At 65.9% G+C, this 20732-nt stretch carries 19 protein-coding genes; 14 read left to right on the top strand and 5 right to left on the bottom strand.

Going from position 1 to position 20732, the window contains the following annotated elements; all coding sequences use genetic code 11:
- Nucleotides 1–63 precede the first annotated feature (63 nt).
- From BC358_RS05025 to BC358_RS05055, 7 genes are all read left to right on the top strand, one after another.
- Nucleotides 64–1160, top strand: a protein-coding gene (locus tag BC358_RS05025) for an IS3 family transposase (RefSeq protein ID WP_256861428.1) whose coding sequence is annotated in 2 segments (ribosomal slippage) — nucleotides 64–316 and nucleotides 316–1160 — 1098 coding nt in all. Because the reading frame shifts where the segments join, the coding sequence is not laid out codon by codon here.
- A 61-nt stretch (nucleotides 1161–1221) separates the two neighbouring features.
- On the top strand, nucleotides 1222–2265 hold the full coding sequence (locus BC358_RS05030; RefSeq protein ID WP_218669465.1) for a hypothetical protein: 1044 nt from the start codon (nucleotides 1222–1224) through the stop codon (nucleotides 2263–2265).
- Nucleotides 2266–2283: 18 nt separating this feature from the next.
- The gene (locus BC358_RS05035; RefSeq protein WP_079364978.1) at nucleotides 2284–3147 is read left to right on the top strand and encodes a GIY-YIG nuclease family protein; all 864 of its coding nucleotides are present in this window, start codon (nucleotides 2284–2286) and stop codon (nucleotides 3145–3147) included.
- A gap of 51 nt (nucleotides 3148–3198) precedes the next feature.
- Nucleotides 3199–3600, top strand: a complete 402-nt coding sequence (locus BC358_RS21735; protein WP_143434179.1) for a type II toxin-antitoxin system MqsR family toxin — start codon at nucleotides 3199–3201, stop codon at nucleotides 3598–3600.
- A gap of 26 nt (nucleotides 3601–3626) precedes the next feature.
- Complete coding sequence (locus tag BC358_RS05045) at nucleotides 3627–4220, top strand: type II toxin-antitoxin system MqsA family antitoxin (protein ID WP_079364979.1); 594 nt, start codon at nucleotides 3627–3629, stop codon at nucleotides 4218–4220.
- On the top strand, nucleotides 4211–4633 hold the full coding sequence (locus BC358_RS05050; RefSeq protein WP_079364980.1) for a hypothetical protein: 423 nt from the start codon (nucleotides 4211–4213) through the stop codon (nucleotides 4631–4633). Before BC358_RS05045 ends, BC358_RS05050 begins: the two co-directional genes overlap by 10 nt.
- Before the next feature lie 33 nt (nucleotides 4634–4666).
- Nucleotides 4667–6160: a class I SAM-dependent DNA methyltransferase gene (locus BC358_RS05055; RefSeq protein ID WP_079364981.1), complete on the top strand. Its 1494-nt coding sequence runs from the start codon at nucleotides 4667–4669 to the stop codon at nucleotides 6158–6160.
- An 18-nt stretch (nucleotides 6161–6178) separates the two neighbouring features.
- Here the strand turns inward: BC358_RS05055 and BC358_RS05060 are convergent, their stop codons facing one another.
- Nucleotides 6179–7531, bottom strand: a complete 1353-nt coding sequence (locus BC358_RS05060) for an esterase-like activity of phytase family protein (protein ID WP_079364982.1) — start codon at nucleotides 7529–7531, stop codon at nucleotides 6179–6181.
- A 194-nt stretch (nucleotides 7532–7725) separates the two neighbouring features.
- On the opposite strand from BC358_RS05060, the gene BC358_RS05065 reads away from it, so the two are divergent.
- Genes BC358_RS05065 through arsA form a run of 5 tightly spaced genes read left to right on the top strand, consistent with a single transcriptional unit; the run spans nucleotide 7726 to nucleotide 12392 of the window.
- Nucleotides 7726–8196 carry a Spy/CpxP family protein refolding chaperone gene (locus BC358_RS05065; RefSeq protein ID WP_079364983.1) on the top strand — a complete coding sequence of 157 codons (471 nt, stop codon included), beginning with the start codon at nucleotides 7726–7728 and terminating at the stop codon, nucleotides 8194–8196.
- The gene (locus tag BC358_RS05070; RefSeq protein ID WP_256861429.1) at nucleotides 8189–8479 is read left to right on the top strand and encodes a hypothetical protein; all 291 of its coding nucleotides are present in this window, start codon (nucleotides 8189–8191) and stop codon (nucleotides 8477–8479) included. The genes BC358_RS05065 and BC358_RS05070 overlap by 8 nt, the downstream gene beginning before the upstream one ends.
- 4 nt (nucleotides 8480–8483) lie before the next feature.
- Nucleotides 8484–9185: a response regulator transcription factor gene (locus BC358_RS05075; protein WP_079364985.1), complete on the top strand. Its 702-nt coding sequence runs from the start codon at nucleotides 8484–8486 to the stop codon at nucleotides 9183–9185.
- Nucleotides 9182–10558: a HAMP domain-containing sensor histidine kinase gene (locus tag BC358_RS05080; protein WP_306292786.1), complete on the top strand. Its 1377-nt coding sequence runs from the start codon at nucleotides 9182–9184 to the stop codon at nucleotides 10556–10558. The genes BC358_RS05075 and BC358_RS05080 overlap by 4 nt, the downstream gene beginning before the upstream one ends.
- Before the next feature lie 43 nt (nucleotides 10559–10601).
- The gene (gene arsA, locus BC358_RS05085; protein ID WP_079364986.1) at nucleotides 10602–12392 is read left to right on the top strand and encodes an arsenical pump-driving ATPase; all 1791 of its coding nucleotides are present in this window, start codon (nucleotides 10602–10604) and stop codon (nucleotides 12390–12392) included.
- A gap of 3 nt (nucleotides 12393–12395) precedes the next feature.
- Here the strand turns inward: arsA and BC358_RS05090 are convergent, their stop codons facing one another.
- Both BC358_RS05090 and BC358_RS05095 read right to left on the bottom strand, forming a co-directional pair.
- Complete coding sequence (locus BC358_RS05090; protein WP_079364987.1) at nucleotides 12396–13406, bottom strand: lysylphosphatidylglycerol synthase transmembrane domain-containing protein; 1011 nt, start codon at nucleotides 13404–13406, stop codon at nucleotides 12396–12398.
- A 74-nt stretch (nucleotides 13407–13480) separates the two neighbouring features.
- Complete coding sequence (locus tag BC358_RS05095) at nucleotides 13481–14380, bottom strand: LysR family transcriptional regulator (protein WP_133156284.1); 900 nt, start codon at nucleotides 14378–14380, stop codon at nucleotides 13481–13483.
- Nucleotides 14381–14473: 93 nt separating this feature from the next.
- Here BC358_RS05095 and BC358_RS05100 point away from each other — a divergent pair, with 93 nt between their 5' ends.
- On the top strand, nucleotides 14474–14818 hold the full coding sequence (locus BC358_RS05100; RefSeq protein ID WP_066150398.1) for a protocatechuate 4,5-dioxygenase subunit alpha: 345 nt from the start codon (nucleotides 14474–14476) through the stop codon (nucleotides 14816–14818).
- Between the two features lie 16 nt (nucleotides 14819–14834).
- Nucleotides 14835–15683 carry a class III extradiol dioxygenase family protein gene (locus BC358_RS05105; protein WP_079364988.1) on the top strand — a complete coding sequence of 283 codons (849 nt, stop codon included), beginning with the start codon at nucleotides 14835–14837 and terminating at the stop codon, nucleotides 15681–15683.
- Between the two features lie 392 nt (nucleotides 15684–16075).
- On the opposite strand, the gene rpoD is transcribed toward BC358_RS05105, so the two are convergent.
- Both rpoD and dnaG read right to left on the bottom strand, forming a co-directional pair.
- Complete coding sequence (gene rpoD / locus BC358_RS05110; protein ID WP_079364989.1) at nucleotides 16076–18400, bottom strand: RNA polymerase sigma factor RpoD; 2325 nt, start codon at nucleotides 18398–18400, stop codon at nucleotides 16076–16078.
- A gap of 302 nt (nucleotides 18401–18702) precedes the next feature.
- Nucleotides 18703–20691 (bottom strand): DNA primase, encoded by a 1989-nt coding sequence (dnaG, locus tag BC358_RS05115; protein WP_079364990.1) that lies wholly within the window; start codon nucleotides 20689–20691, stop codon nucleotides 18703–18705.
- Between the last annotated feature and the right edge of the window lie 41 nt (nucleotides 20692–20732).

Below are 20732 nucleotides of genomic sequence, written 5' to 3' on the forward strand. Positions count from 1 at the left end.
TGAAGTCCCCTTGAAAACCTGAACCACCCGGAAGTAGAGAATTCCCCAAGACGGAGTCTCTACATGAAGAAATCCAGATTCAGCGAAGCGCAGATAGTCGGCATCCTCAAGGAGGTCGAGATGGGTGCCAAGGTCGGCGAGACGTGCAGGAAGCACGGCGTGAGCGAGCCGACCTACTACAAGTGGAAGAGTCAGTTCTCTGGCATGACGGTCTCGCACCTGGCGCAGCTTCGGCAACTGCAGGACGAGAACGCCAAGCTCAAACGCATGTATGCCGACCTGGCGCTCATGCACCACGCGCTCAAGGACGTTGTCGACCGAAAGCTCTGACCCCGGAGCGTCGCGAGATGGTCGTTCAAGCCCTCATGGCCGAGCACGGCATGAGCGAGCGCCGAGCCTGCCAGGCCAGCGGCATTGCCCGCTCCACACTGCGCTACCGACCCATTGCGCGCGACGACTCCGGGGTCATCACCTTCATCCAGATGCACATGGCGCTCAACCCGCGCCACGGCTTTGGCCTGCTTTACGACAGTGCCCGCCACCAAGGCAAGCCCTGGGGCAAGACGGTGCTTTGGCGCGTGTACTGCGAGCTGCGGCTGAACCTGCCACGGCGCGGCAAGAAGCGTTTGCCGGCGCGCATCAAGCAACCGCTGGAGGCTGCTGGCCAACCCAATCAGGGTTGGAGCTGCGACTTCATGGCCGATGCACTGTGGTCCGGCAGGCGATTCAGGACCTTCAACGTCATCGATGAGTTCAACCGCGAGGGCCTGCGTATCGAGGTCGACACCAGCCTGCCGGCAGCCCGTGTCATACGTGCCTTGAATGAGCTGGTGGAAGTGCGCGGAGCGCCGCTGTCGATTCGCCTGGACAACGGCCCGGAGTTCATCGCTCACGCTCTGTCCGAATGGGCGAAATCCAAGGGCATCGCGCTCAATCACATCCAGCCAGGAAAGCCCACGCAAAACGCCTATGTCGAACGATTCAACAAGACCTACCGAACCGAGGTGCTGGACTGCTATGTCTTCGAGTCATTGCAGGAGGTGCGTGATATGACGGCCGACTGGCTGCACCGCTACAACCACCAGCGCCCCCATGAATCTCTCGGCCGAATCCCACCGGTCGAGTACCGTGTCAAACTGTTCCCCAACCTCTACTTCTGACTGGCTCAGGAATTCGAGGGGACTTCAGGATGACAACCTAAAGGGGCGGCAACGGCGTTTTGTGGACGCACTGCGCCCAGCGGATTCCGAGGCGGGGATTCTTGCCAACGTAGGCAACACGGACTTTTTGCAAGCAGTGTCTTTATTCCACACGCGCGAACGCCGTCGCGAGGCAGAGGTGGCTGGAAAGGAAGGCAAAGAGCTGCCAGCGGTGACTGGCAATCGTCAGGCTTTGTTGGGTCTTCCTTTGGCTGCGTACAAGAAGTACGAGAAGCAAGTGGAAGACGGTTTTATGAAGGCGGCGAAGTTTCTGCACATGCTGCACATATACCGCATCTACGACCTGCCGTACCAGTCACAGATCGTTCCACTGGCGGCCATCCTTGCGGATGTGGGCGATGCTTGGGAGCATGAGGCAAACCGCGCGAAGCTTGTTCGCTGGTATTGGAACGGAGTGTTCGGCGAGCTGTATGGCTCAGCGGTTGAAACGCGTATTGCCCGCGATTTCATCGAGGTGCCACTCTGGCTGAAGGGGGGCGTTGAGCCGTCGACCGTGAGTGAGACGATCTTCAGGGCGGACCGTTTGAAAACCATGCGCATGCGATTGTCTGCTGCCTACAAGGGCGTCAATGCGCTGCTGATGAAGGAGGGCGCGCAGGACTTCCGTTCCGGGCAGAAGTTTGATCACACGGTTTTCTTCGGCGAGAACGTTGACATTCACCACATCTTTCCCCAGGACTGGTGCAAGAAGCAGGGCGTCAAGCCAGAAGTATTCGACTCCATCATCAACAAGACGCCGCTGTCATTCCGTACGAACCGGATCATTGGCGGTGTTGCGCCTTCAACCTACTTGGCCAAGCTGATCAAAGGCGACGCCGCCAATCCACCCATTGATCCGGCTAAGCTGGATGTGTATTTGCGGTCGCACTTGACCGACCCAGCGAAGCTCTTTGCGGATGACTTTGCTGGGTTCATGGAAGACAGACAACGGCAGTTGCTGGCTCTGATAGAGCAAGCCATGGGGAAAGCTGCCTATGGAGGAACCGTCCCCGAAGAGGGTGAGGATGTCGAGACGTCTGAAGCGGAGATGACGATTTCGTCTTGATCTGGCGTTAAACAAGGCATGCAACATCCTTTCTCCCTCCGCGTCTTCGTCGTCGACGGCGACCCCGACGGCCTGCGCATCGTCGATAAATCCAACTGGATCGGCAAGGCGCTGGTGTTTCCGCGGGCGCTGCTGCCGCAGGTGAAGGCGCGGCCGGAGCTGGCGCAGACCGGCGTCTACCTGCTGCTGGGGCCGCGGCCGGACGGCGAGGGCGAGATGCTCTACGTGGGCGAGGGCGACCCGATCCGCCCCCGGCTGGAGAGCCACTACGCGCAGAAGGATTTCTGGACCCGCGCCATCGGCTTCACCACGGCCACGGCCGGGCAGCTGAACAAGGCGCATGTGCAGTTTCTGGAGGCGCGGCTGATCGCGCTGGCCCGCGCGGCCAAGCGGGTGCCGCTGGACAACGCCAACCAGCCCACCGAACCCAGCCTGAGCGAGGCCGACCGGGCCGACATGGAAGTGTTTCTGGCCCACATGCTGGGCATGCTGCCGGTGCTGGGTGTGCATGCGTTCGAGCAGGCGCCGGCTCCCACGGCCAAGGCCAGCCCGGTGCTGGCTTGCAAGGGCAAGGGCGTGCTGGCGACGGGTTACGAGGCGACGCAGGGCTTTGTGGTCAAGGCTGGTTCGCAGGCGGTGGCTGAGGCGGTGCCGTCGATGGCGCAGCACGTGCGCGGCATGTACGACGTGCGGCAGGAACTGATTGGCAATGGCGTGCTGGCGCTGGAAGCGGGCCTGTACCGCTTCACGCAGGACTACAGCTTCAGCTCACCCAGCACGGCCGCCGCCGTGGTGCTGGGCCGCAGTGCGAACGGGCGCATCGAGTGGAAAGACGCGCAGGGGCGGACGTTGAAGGCGTTGCAGGAGGCAGAACTTGGTTGAAACTGTTTAAAAATACAGTTATTCCAAGTTGATGTCCTTAAAATTACCATTATGGTAACTTTCATCGTCGTTTCAGAGTACAGTGGCGGTCCGACGCCGGGCGACCGGGTCAAGATCGACGGTGGGCCGCTGTATCCGTTGGAGCGGGTGCAGGGGCTGGCGGTGCAGCCTAGTGGTTTGCTCCTTTGGACCAGGAAGTGCTCACGGGATGTGGCGAACTTGACTTGGGATGCAGACGATGTGGCGTCGGTGATTTCGGCGTTGAAGTCGAGCGACTACAAGGATTCCGAGTGGTGTGACAACGGCAAGGCGTGGGCTGCGTGCGATGCCTACACGATCCGGCGTCGCGAGTGGATCGAAGCAGCCCGAAAAGAAATGTCGGTGGAATATTTCCTGAAGTTCGCGATTGGCAAGACGGGTGCATTGGTGCTGATGGTCTCTTGCCATACCTGAGCGAATCACAAGACCAGGAGGTCTGTATGAATGACAAAACACTGTGCCCCATTTGCGGGGCGGGCCACGTGACCGATCACGTGGAGCAGATCGAAGCCGAGTACAAGGGGCACAAAGGCCAGGTGCCTTCGCACTATCAGCAGTGCGATGCGTGCGGGTCTGACTTTGCTGGTGCTGCAGAAATGCGCAGCAACAAACGAGCCGTGATGGCGTTTCGCAAGCAGGTGGGTGGGTTGCTCAGCGGGGCTGAGATTGCGGCTTTGCGTGAGCGCTACAAGCTCAACCAGAAACAGGCAGCCCGGCTGTTTGGCGGAGGCCCTGTGGCTTTCAGCAAGTACGAAAACGACGATGTGGCGCATTCCGAGGCCATGGACAAGCTGTTGCGCCTGGTGCTGCGCAGCGAAGAGGCTTTCTGGGCGCTGGTTGACCAAGAAGGCATGACCGCCGAACTGCGCCCGGCCAAGCCTGCGGCGCAAATCGTGTACGCACGAAAGAGTTCCAGCAATGTGATCGTTGCCAACTTCGGCAATGGCGGCTTCAGGCCTTCGCTGTCTGTGGGCATGCACGCCTACACGGTCGCGGGTCATGACGTCGAGCCACAGGAGCGGCAATGGAAGTAGTTGAGCAGCGTCCTCGCTTGGTGTCGTTGCGGGTCACGCAGTTTCGTGGCGACAACAGCGCGCCCGCTCCTGCTCCGCAGAAGCTGAGTCTGGAGCTCAGGCAGGACATCGAGGTGGGTTTGGGTACCTCTGCCAGCGCAGATGGTCCGCTGTTGGCGTTGGTAAATGTCGTGCTGCATGCCGCAGCCAAGACCCCTGAAGGGGCAGACACTGGTGCGGTGTTCGAAGGTCGATACGAAGGCAAGTTCGAGTACCCAGCCGGCGTGACCGAAGAAATGATCGGTTCGCGTTTTGCCACAGAGCCCTATCAATACGTGTTGGTGGCGCAGGTGGTCCCCTTGGCCATGACCCATTTTCGTCGGGAGCTGCAGGCCATGGGCTTGGACGCACGCGAGTTGCCGCTGGGCATCTGAAATACCAGCAGGCTGCGCTTGCGGCCCATCGTTATGAACACCAACACCCTCGTCCAGAAGCTCTGGAACTACTGCAACGTGCTGCGTGACGACGGCATGAGCTACGGCGACTATGTGGAGCAGCTGACGTATCTGCTGTTCCTGAAGATGGCCGACGAGCGCAGCCGGCCTCCGTACAACCAGCCCAGCATCGTGCCGGCGGGCTACAGCTGGCCCGAACTGCTCAAGCGCGACGGCGACGGCCTGTTCGACCACTACCGCCACACGCTGGAACGGCTGGGCATGGAGCGCGGCACGCTGGGGCTGATCTTTGCCAAGGCGCAAAACAAGTTCCAGGACCCGGCCAAACTGCGCCGGGTGGTGGCGGACCTGATCGACACCGAGACCTGGACTATCCTGGGCGCGGACGTGAAGGGCGACGCTTACGAAGGCCTTTTGGAGCGCAACGCGCAGGACACCAAGAGCGGCGCAGGCCAGTATTTCACGCCGCGTGCGCTGATCCAGGCCATGGTGGACTGCATCGCGCCGCAGCCGGGCGAGACGATTTGCGATCCGGCCTGCGGCACGGGTGGCTTTCTGTTCACGGCGCACAACCACATCACCGCGCACCACAAGAACCTCACGCGCGATCAGCTCAAGCACCTGAAGGAAAAGGCCTTCACCGGCTACGAGCTGGTGCAGGCCACGGCACGGGTGTGTGCCATGAACCTGATGCTGCACGGCATCGGGTCTGAAAAGTCGGTGCCGGTGGTGGTGGGCGACGCGTTGGGCTCTGACCCCGGCGAACGCTACGACGTGGTGCTGGCCAACCCGCCGTTTGGCAAGAAGAGCAGCACGGTGATCGTGGGCGAAGACGGCCGCACCAGCACCGAGAAGGACATCATCGAGCGCGACGATTTCTGGGCCACCACCAGCAACAAGCAGCTGAACTTCGTGCAGCACATCAAGACGCTGCTGGCCACCCACGGCCGGGCGGCGGTGGTGCTGCCGGACAACGTGCTGTTCGAAGGCGGGGCGGGCGAAACCATCCGCCGCAAGCTGCTGCACGAATGCGACCTGCACACCTTGCTGCGGCTGCCCACGGGTCTGTTCTACGCCCAGGGCGTGAAGGCCAACGTGCTGTTCTTCGACAAGAAGCCGGCCAGCGAAACGCCATGGACGAAACAGCTGTGGATCTACGACCTGCGCACCAACCAGCACTTCACGCTCAAGACGAATCCGCTCAAGCGCGAACACCTGGACGAGTTTGTTGATTTGTACAAGGTGGGTCAGCGGCACCTGCGCCAGGCCACTTGGTCACCCGAGAACCCGGACGGCCGTTGGCGCGTCTACAGTTACGACGAGTTGGTGGCGCGCGACAAGGCCAGTCTGGACATCTTCTGGCTCAAGGACGAGTCGCTGGCCGACAGCGACAACCTGCCGCCGCCGGAGGTGATTGCGCAGGAAATCGTGGAAGACCTGCAGGCGGCGCTGGAACAGTTCAAGCTGATTGCGGGCGATCTGTCGGGTGTTGACGCTGGTCTGTGACGATCAGCGTCACCCCGCTCAACGTGCCTTCAGAAACTCCCCCACCTCCAGCAGGATCAGCTCGTTGTCGTCGGCCTTGTTCGGGTCGCGGCTGCTGGAGAACGGCAGGTTGTTGTCGTTGCCGACCACGATGTGCGTGGCGTCGAAGCGGTCCACGTTCTCGATGGTGAAGAAGGGGAAGCTCAGCTTGCCGTCCACCAGCGGCTTGCGGGCCAGCTTGTTCGGGTCGGCGATGTTGAGCAGGTCGATGTGGCCGATCTTGCGCAGCGGGCCGCCCGCGTTGGCGTCGCTCAGTTCCACCTTCACCACGCGCTTGAACTTCGGCAGGTCGTGGAAGCAGTCGGCACGCTTCTCGGCCTCGGGGCAGGCCTTGTCGGGTGTGCCTTCGCCGTTGTCGCGCTCGATGATCAGGCCTTCGGTGGCGCTGATCATGTTGAAGTCGCCGATGGCGTGGTGGTTGGCCTCCAGCACGTACTTCCAGTGCCGGCCGGTCCACTGCTCGGCCTTCACGTCGAACTCCAGCACGCGCAGGAACTGCTTGCCATCCAGTGTCTCGGGGGCCTTGGTGGCCTCGTCCCACAGCGCGCCTTCGAGCAGGGCATACAGCTTGCTGCCGTCGGGCGACGAGGCCAGGCCTTCGTAGCCCTTGGAGCGGCGCGACTGGAACTTCAGCTCCCCGTTCGGGGCGCCCGGGGTGGTGACCGAAGGATGGTCGGGCGAGACGATGGTCTTGCCGTCCACCTTCGTGTCGATGACGGCCCGTACCCGGCCCTTCATGTCGGCCTTGATGAGGTACGGGCCAAACTCGTCGCCGATCCAGAAGTGCCCGCCAGCGATCTGGAAGCCTTCGGTGTCGAAGTCGGAGCCGGTGAGGTAACGCTGCTTCGTGCCTTCGTGGACGATGCGGAAAGGCACCTTCTTGTCGGGGTCGTGCAGGAACACGGTCTGCAGGCGCTTGAACTGGCCGCTCTTGAAGTCCACCGCGTAGCGGTTGAGGAACAGCGCGAAGTCGGGCGAGTTGGCCTTGGCGCCGGCGCCGTTGTCGGTCAGCAGCCAGAAGCTGCCGTCGGCCAGGCGTTTGATGCCCGAATGGCCCTGCACCGGCTGACCCTTGAACGGCAGCGACACGCCGGTGGGGCGGCCGGCGGATTTGCCTTCGACCGAGCCGATCGCCTCGACGCGCTGGCCGGTGGTGAACTTGCCGCTGACCTGCAGGTCGGCCGGCGCGTCTTTCGGCGCGGCGATGAAGGTCTTGGCGGGCAGCACGGCGTGGCCCGCGAGGGTGGCGGGATAGGCGGTCTGTGCCTGTGCGCTGTAGGCGCTGAATGCCAGGGCGACGGAGGCGCTCAGGCCGAATGGGGTGAATCGCATGGACGGGTCTCGGTTGGTGGAACCCCGGTAGGGTGCCCGCCGGCTGTGACGCCTCAATGAACGCTCCTTGAAAGCGCCGTGACGGCGCGCTGAAACAAACCGAAAAAAAGCGAGACCGCGCCGACACCCGCCGGGGTAGGGCGGCCGGCACCATGGCGCTCATGTTCAACACGTTCCCCCTAAGGAGCACCGCCATGAAACCCTGGATCAAACGCACCCTCATCGGCCTCACGGCCACCACCGTTGTTCTCGGCGGCCTCACCGCCTGCGGCACGCGCGGCGACCACGCCCGCGGCTGGAGCGACGAGCGCGTCACCGAGGTGCGCGGCAAGGCGATCGAGAAGATCAGCAGCAAGCTCGACCTCAACGCCGAGCAGAAGGCCAAGCTGGGCGTGCTGGCCAACGAGATGATCGCCTCGCGCAAGGCCTTCCGCGGCGAGTCCGCCAACCCGCGCGCCGACATGGCGGCGCTGATCGCCGGTGACAAGTTCGACCGCAGCAAGGCGCAGCAGCTGCTGGACCAGAAGCTGCAGGCCGCCCAGGGCAACGGCCCGAAGATGCTCGCCGCCTTCGGCGACTTCTACGACAGCCTCAACCCCGAGCAGCAGAAGCAGGTGCGCGAGAGGCTGGAGCGCCGTGGCCATGGGTGGTGGGGCCGTGGCTGACGCCATCCACGCGATCGCCCGGCAGGTCCGCCCGCACACGGCGGCCCTGCTGGCCGACGCCGACGATCCGCACGCCGAGCTGCTGACCCTGTTCTGGGGCCCGCAGTTCGACCGCGAACACGCGCTCGCCCTGTGGGCGCGCTTCTCGCAACGCCAGCCGGTCGAGGCGGTGCCGATGCTGCCAGCGTTGCTGTCGGTGGGGGAGCGCTTCGATGCGCTCGAACGCACCGAAAAAGACCGGCTGCGCCGGCTGATCGTCCGCCACCGTGCCCTGTCAGAATGACCCGATGAACCGCATCCTGCTGATCGACGACGACGAAAACCTCGGACCGCCGCTGGCCACCTACTTCCAGCGCTTCGAGATCCAGCTGGTCCACGCCACGCGGCCCAGCGCCGGGCTGGCCCAGCTGCGCGCCGGCGGCTTCGACGCCGCCATCCTGGACGTGATGCTGCCCGAGATGGACGGCTTCGAGCTGTGCCGCACCATCCGCAAGGACAGCGACATCCCGATCATCATGCTGACCGCACGCGGCGAGGTGATGGACCGCATCGTCGGGCTGGAGATCGGCGCCGACGACTACCTGCCCAAGCCCTTCGAGCCGCGCGAGCTGGTGGCGCGCATCCAGACCGTGCTGCGCCGCCTCAAACCCAATGGCAACGGGCACGCCGCGGTGCTCAGCGCCGCGCCGACGCTGAAGTTCGAAGGCCTGGAGATCGACACCGCGCGTCGCAGCGTGCTGCGCCAGGGCGAGGCCATCGAACTGACCGGCACCGAGTACGAGCTGCTGGCCATGCTGGCGCGCGAACCGGGCCGGGTGTTCAGCCGCGACGACATCCTCAACCAGCTGCGCGGCCACGAGGCCGATCTCTACACGCGCGCGGTGGACATCGTGGTCAGCCGCCTGCGCAGGAAGCTGGAGCCGCTGGACTGCATCAAGACCCTGCGCAACGCCGGCTACTCGCTGGCGCTGCGGCGGGAGGCCGAGTGAGCCCGGCCCGCATCTCGGCCTGGAAACGGGCCAAGCACCGCGTCGCGCATTCGATCAAGCTGCGCATGGTGCTGCTGTTCCTGCTGCTCGCGGCGGCGATGACCTTCGTGTTTTTCACGGGTGCGCAGAGGGCGTTCTCCATGGGCTGGCGCGAGGCCGCACGCCCGCTGCTCATGGACTACGTCGACCAGCTGACCCGGGAGTGCACCGCCGGCGGCCCCACGCCCAGCGTCGAGCGCGCGCGGGCCATCATCGGGCGCCTGCCGCTGACGGTCACCATCACCGGCCCGCAGATCAACTGGTCGTCCCACCCCGACCAGCCGCCGCCCGACTGGCTGCGGGACAAGCCCGGAGCAGGGACCTCCTGGCGCCGCGACGACGCGGACAGCGGACCCGACTGGCAGGGCATCCTGCAGCGCACCACCGCCGACGGGCATGTGCTCACCTTCGGTATCAACGGCCAGGCCTTCGAGCGCAAGCCGCGCATGATCGGCGTCGCACTGGCGGCACTGCTGGTGCTCACCCTGCTGGCCTGGATGTACGTGCGGCATCTGCTCAAGCCGCTGGACGCGATCGGCGAAGGCGCGCGCCGCTTTGGCAAGGGCGACTTCAGCCAGCCGATTCCCGAGCGCTGCATCCACGGCCCCGACGAACTGGGCGAACTCGCGACCACCATCAACACCATGGGCCAGGACATCCACCAGATGCTCGAAGCCAAGCGCGCGCTGCTGCTGGCGATCAGCCACGAGCTGCGCAGCCCGCTGACCCGGGCGCGGCTGAACGCCGAGCTGCTGCCCGAGACCGCCGACGTGAACCCGCAGCGCGACGCCCTGATGCGCGACCTGCAGGAAATGGCCTCGCTGATCAGCGATTTGCTGGAAAGCGAGCGGCTGGCCGGCAACCACACGGCGCTGCAGCGCGCGCCCACCGACCTGCCGGCGCTGGCCCGTCAGGTGATCGACGAACTCCGCACACGGCACCCGGCGGCGGCGAAGGTGGCGGTGCACGCGCCCGGCGACATGCCCGCCGCGTCGGTGGACGCCTCGCGCGTGCGCCTGCTGCTGCGCAACCTGGTGGACAACGCGCTGCGCCACGGCGCCGACGCCGCCCAGCCGCCGTCGGTGACGCTGTCGTCGGACGCGGGGACCGTCACCCTGGAGGTGCGCGACCACGGGCCGGGCGTGCCCGAGGAACAGCTGGCCCACCTCGCACAGGCCTTCTACCGCCCGGACAGCGCGCGCACCCGGGCGGCTGGCGGGGTCGGGCTGGGTCTCTATCTGTGCCGACTGGTGGCGCAGGCCCATGGCGGCAGCTTCGCGGTGCGCAATGCGCAGCCGGGGCTGGCGGTCACGGTCACGCTGCCGCCGGCTTGACGCGGGTCATCGCCAGGGCGTCGCGCTTGTGCGATGCTGAGGTATGGCCCATTCCTCAAACACCCCCTTGCCCGGTTTCGCCACCGATCCCACCCGCTACCTGTTCTTCACGGGCAAGGGCGGGGTGGGCAAAACCTCGCTGTCCACCGCCACCGCCATCGCGCTGGCCGACGCCGGCCGGCGCGTGCTGCTGGTCAGCACCGACGCCGCCTCCAACCTCGACGAGATGCTGGGGGTTCCGCTGTCGAACCAGCCGGTGGCGGTGCCTGGCGTGCCGGGGCTGCAGATGCTCAACATCGACCCCGACAGCGCCGCCGAGGCCTACCGCCAGCGCGTGCTGGCACAGCTGGAGGCGGGCGCCAGCGACGAGGAGCGCGCAACGGTGCGCGAGCAGCTCTCGGGCGCCTGCACCACCGAGATCGCCGCCTTCGACGAGTTCGCCGCGCTGCTGGCCGGCGAGGCGACGGACGGGCACTTCGATCATGTGGTCTTCGACACCGCGCCCACCGGCCACACCCTGCGCCTGCTGAGCCTGCCCAAGGCCTGGAGCGGTTTCCTGGCCGGCAACGACCGCGGCGCCTCCTGCCTGGGGCCGCATTCGGGGCTGAAGATGCAGGAGACGCGTTTCAATGCCGCGCTGCGGGCCCTGAGCGACCCGTCGCTCACCACCGTGGTGCTGGTCACGCGCCCCGACCCGCGCCCCATGCAGGAGGCCGCGCGCACCTCGGACGAACTGCGCCTGCTTGGGCTGGCCAACCAGCGGCTGGCCATCAACGGCGTGTTCCACGCCAGCGATCCCGCCGACCGCGTGGCGGCGTCCATCGAAGCCCTGGGCCGCGAGGCGCTGGCGCAGCTGCCCGGGGCACTGGCCGCGCTGCCGCGCGACGAGGTGCCGCTGCGGGCCTTCGACACCGTCGGCCTGCCCGCGCTGCGCGCGCTGCTGGGCGGTGGGCCGGCACCGGACACCGTGCCGGCCAGGGCGGGCGCCGACCTGCGGGCCGGCTCGCTGGCCGCGCTGACCGACGAACTGGCCGCGGCCGGTCACGGGCTGATCATGGTCATGGGCAAGGGCGGCGTGGGCAAGACCACCATCGCCGCCGCGCTGGCGGTCGGCCTGGTGCAGCGTGGCCACAGCGTGCACCTGACCACCACCGACCCAGCGGCCCACGTGGCCGAGGCGCTGAGCGGCGGCCTGGACGGCCTCAAGGTCGGCCGCATCGACCCGAAGGCCGAGACCGCCGCCTACATCGACAAGATCATGGCCACGCGCGGCAAGGACCTCGACGACGAGGGCCGGGCCCTGCTGCTGGAGGACCTGCAGTCGCCCTGCACCGAGGAGGTGGCGGTGTTCCACGCCTTCAGCCGCGTGGTCAATGAGGCGCGCACGTCCTTCGTCGTGCTCGACACCGCACCCACCGGCCACAGCCTGCTGCTGATGGACGCCACGGGTGCCTACCACCGCCAGATGACGCGGCAGTACGAGGGCATGGCGAATGCCAAGCACATCATCACGCCGCTCATGCGCCTGCAGGACCCGGACACGACCAAGGTCGTGATCGTCACCCTGCCCGAGGTCACCCCGGTGAGCCAGGCGGCTGCGCTGCAGGACGACCTGCGACGCGCGAGCATCGAGCCCTGGGCCTGGGTCATCAACAAGAGCATTGCCGCCACCGGCACCACCGACCCGCTGCTGCAGGCGCGTCTGGCAGGCGAAGCCCGGCAGACAGCGCGCATTGCCAACGGGCTGGCAAACCGCACCTTTGTGCTGCCCTGGTTGCCCCAGGCACCGGTGGGTGTGGCGGCGCTGGGCGCCCTGGTGGCGCCGGGCCTCTGAGCGTCAGAGGCCGTCGTCGGCGGGGGGCTGCGGCTTGGGCCTGAACAGCAGGCCGACACCAAAGGCCAGCGCGTCCGCACCCATCGAGCACAGGCGCATCACCAGGGCCACGCCCAAGGCGGTTTCCAGCCCGATGGCCGGCCCCATGAGCTGGATCATCACCGCCTCGCGCACGCCGATGCCACCCGGCGATCCGGGCACCAGAAAGCCGGCCGTCCACGACACGGCGAACAGCAGGATCATTTCCAGCAGGTGGATCTCGGGGTGCTGGAACAATTCGGCTGCTAGCAGTTCCACCACAGCGCCCAGCACGACGAAGGAGAAGGCGATCAGGCCGGCCACGCTCATGGCCGTCAGCAGCCGGGGTTCGGCCAGCAGCTGGCCGCGGCCGAGCTTGCGGCTGAGGCCCGGCAGCAGGCGGTTGACCACCCGCACCGCCAGAAAAGGCGCGATCAACATGGTGACGGCGACGGCGGCCAGATAGCCCGGGTGGCTGGTGTCGACCAGTCCCTCGTGCAGGTCGTTGACCACGAACAGCAGGGCCGCCACGGCGAATATGCCGCTGATGCCCAGCACCCAGAAGGTTTCCATGGCCATGGTGGCGATGGTCTTGCCGGCCGGGATGCCGGCCTGGCTGCCCAGCAGCACCCGGCCCGCGAAGTGGCCCACGTTGCCGGGCAGGTACTTGCCCATCTGCGAGACGGCGATGATCTGCAGCGCCTGGCCGTAGGGCAGCTTCACGCCCTGGTCCCGCAGCAGCAGCTGCCACATCAGCGCGATCAGCGGCACGCTGGTGAGGCAGCCCAGTACCGCCAGCGCGATGACGCCGGCCGCCGACCAGCCCCATTCGATCGGCGGCAACTGGTGGAGGTTGTCCCAGAGGTGGAAACCGAAGTAGCCACAGGAGGCGAGCAGCAGGGCCAGCGCCAGCCCGCGCAGAAGCCAGTAGCGGGCGGATCGGGAGGGACGGGGCGCGGCTTCCCCGTTGAGGGTGGACGCAGAGGCGTGGGTCATGTTCTGCGTTCTGCACAGAGTTGGAAGAAGCCCGGGATTTTACTGGGGGGTGTTCCCACGATCCGGCACCGCGCTCAGGCCCTGGGCGGACTGTTCGAGGCGAGCAGCTCCCGCAACCAGCGGTGGGCGGCGTCGTCCTGGTGGCGGCGGTGCCAGATCAGGTACATCGGCAGCGGCGGGCAGGGCACGGGCACCTCGCAGCGGCCGAAACCCGCCATGAAACGCCCGGCCAGCAGCGAGGGCGCGGTCGCCAGCAGCGGGCTGCCGCGCAGGAAGGCGGGCAGGGCGCCGAAGCCCGGCACCATCACGGCAAAGCGGCGGTGCAGGCCGCGGGCTTCGAGCGTGCGGTCCAGGTGCAGGGTGCGCCGGGGTTCGTAGACCACGGTGATGTGGTCGGCCGCGAGGTAGTCCTGGAGCGTTGTCGGTGCCGTGCGCACGCTGGCATCGAAATAGACCATGTAGCGGTCCTCGAACAGGCGCTTCTGCACGATGTCGCTGCCCTCGGGTGGGCGTGGGCTGATCGCCAGGTCGCACACACCGTCGCGCAGCATCTCCAGGCTCGGCACGTCGGACGGGATGATGCGCAGGGCCAGACCGGGCGCCTGTTCCCGCAGCCGCTGCGCCAGGGTCGGCAGCAGCACCTCGCGCTGGAAGTCGTTGGCTGCGATGGTGACCGTGCCCTTCCAGCGCGCCGGGTCGAAGGCGCCGCTCTGCGCAAAGCCCTGCAGCTGGCGCAACAGCTCGCGCGCCTGCACCGCCAGCCCCGCCGCGCGGGCCGTGGCAACGATGCCGCGCCCACTCTTGACGAACAGCGCGTCGCCGGTGATGGCGCGCAGCTTGTCCAGCTGGTGGCTCACGGCCGACTGGGTGACGCCCAGGGACTGCGCCGCGCCGGTGATGCTGCCCGCCTCGACGACGGCCACCAGCAGCTGGAGCAGGCGGGCGTCGAGGTCTGACCAATCGAAATCACTCATGTGTTCGATGATCATTCATCTGTTTATCTTTGGCAATGCGGGCGGAATACTCCGGCTTGACCGACGTCAATCCACCCCACGCAGGAGACAGATGTGAGCAAGACCATCCCCGGCACCACGCCATTCGACGGCGACGCGGCCCAGAAGGGCTACGCACTGAACAAGATGTGCTTTTCCTTCAACCACAAGGCCAACCGCGACGCGTTCGTGGCCGATCCCGAGGCCTACATGCAGCAGTACGGCCTGAACGAACAGCAGGCCGAGGCGATCCGTTCCAAGCAGGTGCTGGCCCTGATCGCGGCCGGCGGCAATGCCTACTACCTGGCCAAGTTCGCCGGCATCTTCGGCCTGGACATGCAGGACATCGGCGCCCAGCAGACGGGCATGACCAAAGACCAATTCAAGGCCAAGCTCGTTGCTGCCAACGAGCAGTGCTGAACCAGGAGACACCCCCATGGCACAACTCATCGGTGGCCTGGCCACATCGCACATCCCCGCCATCGGCGGCGCCATCCACAAGGGCAAGCAGAACGACCCCTACTGGAAGCCCTTCTTCGATGGCTTTCCGCCGATCCACCAGTGGCTGGGCAAGGTCCAGCCCGACGTGGTCGTGGTGTTCTACAACGACCATGGCCTGAACTTCTTCCTCGACAAGATGCCGACCTTCGCCGTGGGTGCGGCCGCCACCTACAGCAACGCCGACGAGGGCTGGGGCATCCCGACGCTGCCGCCGATCCCGGGCTGCCCGGACCTGTCGTGGCACCTGATCCGCGAGCTGATCGCCAAGGAGTTCGACATCGTGACCTGCCAGGAGATGCTGGTGGACCACGCCTGCACGCTGCCGTTCAAGCTGTTCTGGCCCGAGCACGAGATCGCACCGGTGCAGATCGTGCCGATCAACATCAACACGGTGCAGTTCCCGCTGCCGACCGCTAAGCGCGTCTACAAGCTGGGCAAGGCGGTGGGCGAGGCGATCCAGAGCTGGGACAGCAGCAAGCGCGTGGCGGTGATGGCCACAGGCGGCCTGTCGCACCAGCTGGACGGCGAGCGCGCAGGCTTCATCAACAAGCAGTTCGACCTGCAGTTCCTGGACAGCATGGAAACGAACCCGGAGTGGGCGACGCAGTTCAGCGATCTGGAGCTGGTGGAGAAGGCGGGCACGCAGGGGGTGGAGCTGCTGATGTGGCTGGCGATGCGGGCGGCGCTGACGGTGTCCGCTTCGGGTGTGCGCAAGGTGCACAGCAACTACCACATCCCGATTTCCAATACCGCGACGGGTGTGCTGGCGCTGGAGACGGTCTGACCTGTTGCTGCCGGTTTGAAGAGGGGCCTTTGTTGCCCCTTTTTCATGCCTGCTGGTTTGGTTTGGTTCGGCGCGCACGGGTGCCCTGCGCCGCTCATGTCCCCCGGCGGCCTGCGGCCGCCTCCTCCTTTACTTCGCTCTGCAGGGCACCCGCACACGCCGAACCGGCGAAGTGCAGGCGCGCCACCGTTGGCGGGGTGAAACCTCGTGGTGCCTGAAGCGTCGGGTGTCCGCGCAGCGAAGTAAAGGAGGAGAACCGGCGCAGCCGGTTCGGGGGACATGAGCGGAGTCGGATGCCCGGCGATTCAGGCGCTGGCCAGCCAAGGTGGCGTGACAAAAACAAAACGGGAGCCCGAAGGCCCCCGTTCTGAAGAGTGAATCGCTGAAAGGAATTACAGCGAATCGATGAAGCTGCGGAGCTTGTCCGAACGGCTCGGGTGCTTGAGCTTGCGCACCGCCTTCGACTCGATCTGACGGATGCGCTCGCGCGTCACGTCGAATTGCTTGCCCACTTCTTCCAGCGTGTGGTCGGTCGACATCTCGATACCGAAACGCATGCGCAGCACCTTGGCCTCGCGCGGCGTCAGGCTGTCCAGGATCTCCTTGACCACCTCGCGCAGACCAGCCTGCATCGCGGCTTCGATCGGCGCGGTGTTGGCCTGGTCCTCGATGAAATCGCCCAGGTGCGAATCGTCGTCGTCGCCGATGGGGGTTTCCATCGAGATCGGCTCCTTCGCAATCTTCATGATCTTGCGGATCTTGTCCTCGGGCATCTCCATCTTCTCGGCCAGGATGGACGCGTCGGGTTCGAAGCCGTGTTCCTGCAAATGCTGGCGGCTGATGCGGTTCATCTTGTTGATCGTCTCGATCATGTGCACCGGGATGCGGATGGTGCGCGCCTGGTCGGCGATCGAGCGGGTGATGGCCTGGCGGATCCACCACGTGGCGTAGGTCGAGAACTTGTAGCCGCGGCGGTATTCGAACTTGTCCACCGCCTTCATCAGGCCGATGTTGCCCTCCTGGATCAGGTCCAGGAACTGCAGGCCACGGTTGGTGTACTTCTTGGCGATGGAGATCACCAGGCGCAGGTTGGCCTCGATCATCTCTTTCTTGGCGTCGCGCGAATTGGCCTCACCCTCGTTCATCCGCTTGTGGATGTCCTTGAGGTGGGACAGCGGCACCACCACGCTGTTCTGGATCGTGATCAGGCCCTGCTGGAGTTCCTGGATCGGCGGGATGTTGCGTTCCATCACCACGCTCCAGGGCTTGCCGGCGGCGGCCTGCTTCTCGACCCACTTGAGGTTCAGCAGGTTGGCCGGGAAGTCGGCGATGAACTTTTCCTGCGGCATGCCGCACTTGTCCACGATGATGCGGCGCAGCTCGCGCTCCTTCTTGCGCACCTCGTCGACCTGGCCGCGCAGCGTGCTGCACAGCTTCTCGATCGCCTTGGCGGTGAAGCGGATGGTCATCAGCGTTTCGGTGATGGCCTGCTGGGTCTTGATGTACGACGGCGTGCCGTAGCCTTCCTTGTCGTAGATCTTGTGCAGCTTCTCGAACAGGTTGCGCATGGTGTCGAAGCGCTCCAGCGCTTCGCGCTTGAGTTCTTCGAGTTTGCGCGTCAGGGCCTTGGATCCGCCCTTGCCATCGTCGTCGTCGGCCTCGTCGTAGTCGTCGAAGTCTTCTTCGGCCACGTAGTCGTCGGCCGCATCGGCGTCGGCGAAGCCGTCCACCACGGTGGAGATGACGACCTTGCCTTCACGGATCTCTTCCGACATGGCCAGCAGCTCGGCAATGGTGGCCGGGCTCTCGCTGATCGCGGCCATCATGTCGTTGAGACCGCCTTCGATGCGCTTGGCGATCTCGATTTCGCCCTCGCGCGTCAGCAGTTCCACCGTGCCCATCTCGCGCATGTACATGCGCACCGGGTCGGTGGTGCGGCCGAACTCGCTGTCCACGGTGGACAGGGCGGCTTCGGCTTCCTCTTCCGCTTCCTCTTCGGTCGCTGCGGTGGGGCCGGCGTTGGACAGCAGCAGCGTTTCGGCGTCCGGCGTCTGTTCGTAGACCGCCACGCCCATGTCGTTGAGCAGCGAGACCACCACTTCCAGCGTCTCGGCCTCGACCAGCTTGTCGGGCAGGTGGTCGTTGATTTCGCCGTGCGTCAGGTAGCCGCGGGTCTTGCCCAGCTTGATCAGGGTCTTCAGGCGTTCGCGGCGCAGCTTGGCTTCTTCTTCGGACAGGACGGTTTCGTCCAGGCCGAATTCCTTCATCAGCGCGCGCTCCTTGGCCTTGCTGATCTTCATGCGCAGCGGCTTGACCTTTTCGGCTGGTGCCGCCGGGTCTGCGACTTCCTCAACGACTTCTTCGACCAGATCCTCTTCGATATCGCTCAGGTCGGCATCGTCCAGGTCGCTTTCTTCCTTGGCGGCGGCCTTGGGCTTGCGGCCGCGCTTGGCGGCCGGCTTGTCGGCCGCGGCCTTGGCGGGGCGGCCGGGCTTTTTCTTGGTTGGTTCGTCGGCGTCGACGGTGTCGAGTTCTTCGGCTTTGGTCTTGCCGGTCTTGGTCGTTTTGGCGGCCGGCTTGGCGGCGGTCTTGGCAGGGGCTTTGTCGGTCACGGGGACGGGGGCTTTCTTCTTGGGCTCAGAGGCGGCAGCCTTGGCGGCGGGCTTCTGGGCGGCTTTGGTGCTGGGGGCAGGCGTACTGGCTTTCTTCGCGGGCATGGGAACCTCAAAAAACGTCAGGAAAGATACCGGCTGAGACACACAAAAATCGCCAGAATTCCGCCTCTCTGGGCGCAAATCCGGTGGTTTTTGTCGGGCGAATCAAACACTGGGGCCCGCACTTCGCCGGGGAAGGGCGGGCCTGCAAGCTGTGTGGGCGAACATTTGGTGTGCAGTCCTTGCGGGGTTCCGTCGGGCCAGGGGCGCCGAGGTGGCCGGGATGTCTGTATCCGAAACCCCTGTGCTGGGGGGTGGCCGGTGCCGGAGGTGCTGCTGTCGCGCTTGCGGTGCAAAACGCGCGATTATACCGTTGAGCCCGGTTTCAGTGCCTTGATGCGTTCATTGATCTCCCGCAGGCGCTCGCGGGCCTCCGGGTCGGTGGTGGCCTGGAGGGACAGCGCCTGGCTCTGGCGCATCAGTTCGTCCCGGCGCAGCAGGTCCATCACACCGGCCAGCTCCTCCAGTTCGGACGCCGAGTCGGCGGCGATGGTGGCCTGCTCCACCTCCGCGCAGACATAGGCCTCGAACGCTTCCCCGCGCAAGCCCTCGCGCAGCGCCGCCCAGGGCTGCGGGCCGTGCTCGTGCAGCTGTGCCTCCAGCCAGGCGAATACGGGGCCGTGGGGCGCTGGCAGGTGGGCCAGCATGGCATGGTCGTCGGCCGAGAGGCTGTCCCAGGCGGCGGCGTTGGCCAGCAACAGGCCCACGGCCCGGTCCGTGCGGCTTTTGCTCGCAGTCTGACGGCCCAGCATGCGCGGCGGCGGTGGTGGGCCTTTGCGCCAGTTGCTGCGGCCGCTGCCGCCGGTCCAGGTGCCACGGCTGGCGGACCCCGGCGGGGGGCTCCATGCCCCGGGCGGTTTATGGGGTGAGGGGGCAGGGGAGAAGCCCGCATGATGTGCCACTCCGTCGTCGACGGGCGGTTGCGGCCCGTGTGCGGTGGGCGGCTGGCGCTCTTCCCGCGGCCGGCGCGGCCCGCGTTCGTCCCGCTGCCAGAGCTGCTGCAGGTCGGGCGTGCCGATGCCGATCTGCTGGGCCAGCTCGGCCAGCAGCTGCCGCTTGAGCGCACCCTCGGGCAGGGCGCTCCACAGCGGCCGCGCCTGGCTGGAGAGGCGGGCACGGCCCTCGGCGCTGTCCAGATCGCAATCGGTGCTGGCCGCGTCGACCAGGAACTTCGACAGCGGCACCGCCTGCTTGACGAAATTTGCGAATGCGTCGGCACCATGTTCACGGATGTAGCTGTCCGGGTCGTGCTCGGGCGGCAGAAAGAGGAACTTCACGCTGCGCGTGTCGGTGGCCAGCGGCAGCGCGGCGTCCAGCGCCTTGCGGGCGGCGCGGCGGCCGGCGGCGTCGCCGTCGAAGCTGAAGACCACGGCGTCGGTGAAGCGGAACAGCTTGTGCACATGGTCGGACGTGCAGGCCGTCCCCAGCGTGGCCACGGCGTTGGCGAAACCCAGCTGCGCCAGGGCGACCACGTCCATGTAGCCTTCGGTGACCAGGGCATAGCCGTGCTGGCGGATGGCGGTGCGGGCCTCGAACAGGCCATACAACTCCCGGCCCTTGCTGAACACCGGCGTCTCGGGCGAGTTCAGGTACTTGGGTTCGCCCTTGTCGAGCACGCGGCCGCCGAAGCCGATGCACTCGCCCTTGACGTTGCGGATCGGGAACATGATGCGGTCGCGGAAGCGGTCGTAGCGTTTGGCTTCGCCGTCCTGGCCTTTTTCATCTTCATGCTCGATCACCAGGCCCGACTCGACCAGCAGGGGCTCGCCGTAGTCCGGAAACACGCCGGCCAGGTGGCGCCAGCCTTCGGGTGCGTAGCCCAGGCCGAAGGTCTTGGCGATCTGGCCCGACAGGCCCCGACCCTTGAGGTAGTTCACCGCGCGCGGCGAGGCCTTGAGGTCTTTCTGGTAAGCCTTGGCGGCCTTCTCCAGCACATCGGTCAGGGTGGCCTGCTTCTGGCGCTGCTGGGCGGCGCGTTCGCGGTCCTGCGGCGATACATCGTCCTCGGGCACCTGCAGGCCAACCTGCTGCGCCAGGTCCTTGACCGCCTCGACGAAGTTCATGCCCGCGTGTTCCATCAGGAAACCGATGGCGTTGCCGTTGGCCCCGCAGCCGAAGCAGTGGTAGAACTGCTTGGACGGGCTGACGCTGAACGACGGCGACTTTTCGCCGTGGAACGGGCACAACCCCATGAAGTTGGCCCCGCCTTTCTTCAGCTGGACGTACCGGCCCACCACATCGACCACGTCGACGCGGTTGAGCAGTTCCTGGATGAAAGATTGCGGTATGGCCACAGGGCTATTCTCTCGCAAGCCCTTTCTGAACACGGAGAACC

This window comes from Hydrogenophaga sp. H7, from assembly GCF_002025745.1.
Lineage (GTDB): Bacteria > Pseudomonadota > Gammaproteobacteria > Burkholderiales > Burkholderiaceae_C > Hydrogenophaga > Hydrogenophaga pseudoflava.

Bases quoted from the DNA above. Each gene is read 5' to 3' on its own strand.
- BC358_RS05035 (WP_079364978.1), top strand. From the start codon at position 2,284: ATGCAACATCCTTTCTCCCTCCGCGTCTTCGTCGTCGACGGCGACCCC.
- BC358_RS05060 (WP_079364982.1), bottom strand. From the start codon at position 7,531: ATGCGATTCACCCCATTCGGCCTGAGCGCCTCCGTCGCCCTGGCATTC.
- rpoD (WP_079364989.1), bottom strand. From the start codon at position 18,400: ATGCCCGCGAAGAAAGCCAGTACGCCTGCCCCCAGCACCAAAGCCGCC.
- BC358_RS05050 (WP_079364980.1), top strand. From the start codon at position 4,211: ATGGAAGTAGTTGAGCAGCGTCCTCGCTTGGTGTCGTTGCGGGTCACG.
- arsA (WP_079364986.1), top strand. From the start codon at position 10,602: ATGGCCCATTCCTCAAACACCCCCTTGCCCGGTTTCGCCACCGATCCC.
- BC358_RS05075 (WP_079364985.1), top strand. From the start codon at position 8,484: ATGAACCGCATCCTGCTGATCGACGACGACGAAAACCTCGGACCGCCG.
- BC358_RS21735 (WP_143434179.1), top strand. From the start codon at position 3,199: ATGGTAACTTTCATCGTCGTTTCAGAGTACAGTGGCGGTCCGACGCCG.
- BC358_RS05065 (WP_079364983.1), top strand. From the start codon at position 7,726: ATGAAACCCTGGATCAAACGCACCCTCATCGGCCTCACGGCCACCACC.
- BC358_RS05090 (WP_079364987.1), bottom strand. From the start codon at position 13,406: ATGACCCACGCCTCTGCGTCCACCCTCAACGGGGAAGCCGCGCCCCGT.
- BC358_RS05095 (WP_133156284.1), bottom strand. From the start codon at position 14,380: ATGAGTGATTTCGATTGGTCAGACCTCGACGCCCGCCTGCTCCAGCTG.
- BC358_RS05045 (WP_079364979.1), top strand. From the start codon at position 3,627: ATGAATGACAAAACACTGTGCCCCATTTGCGGGGCGGGCCACGTGACC.
- BC358_RS05055 (WP_079364981.1), top strand. From the start codon at position 4,667: ATGAACACCAACACCCTCGTCCAGAAGCTCTGGAACTACTGCAACGTG.
- BC358_RS05105 (WP_079364988.1), top strand. From the start codon at position 14,835: ATGGCACAACTCATCGGTGGCCTGGCCACATCGCACATCCCCGCCATC.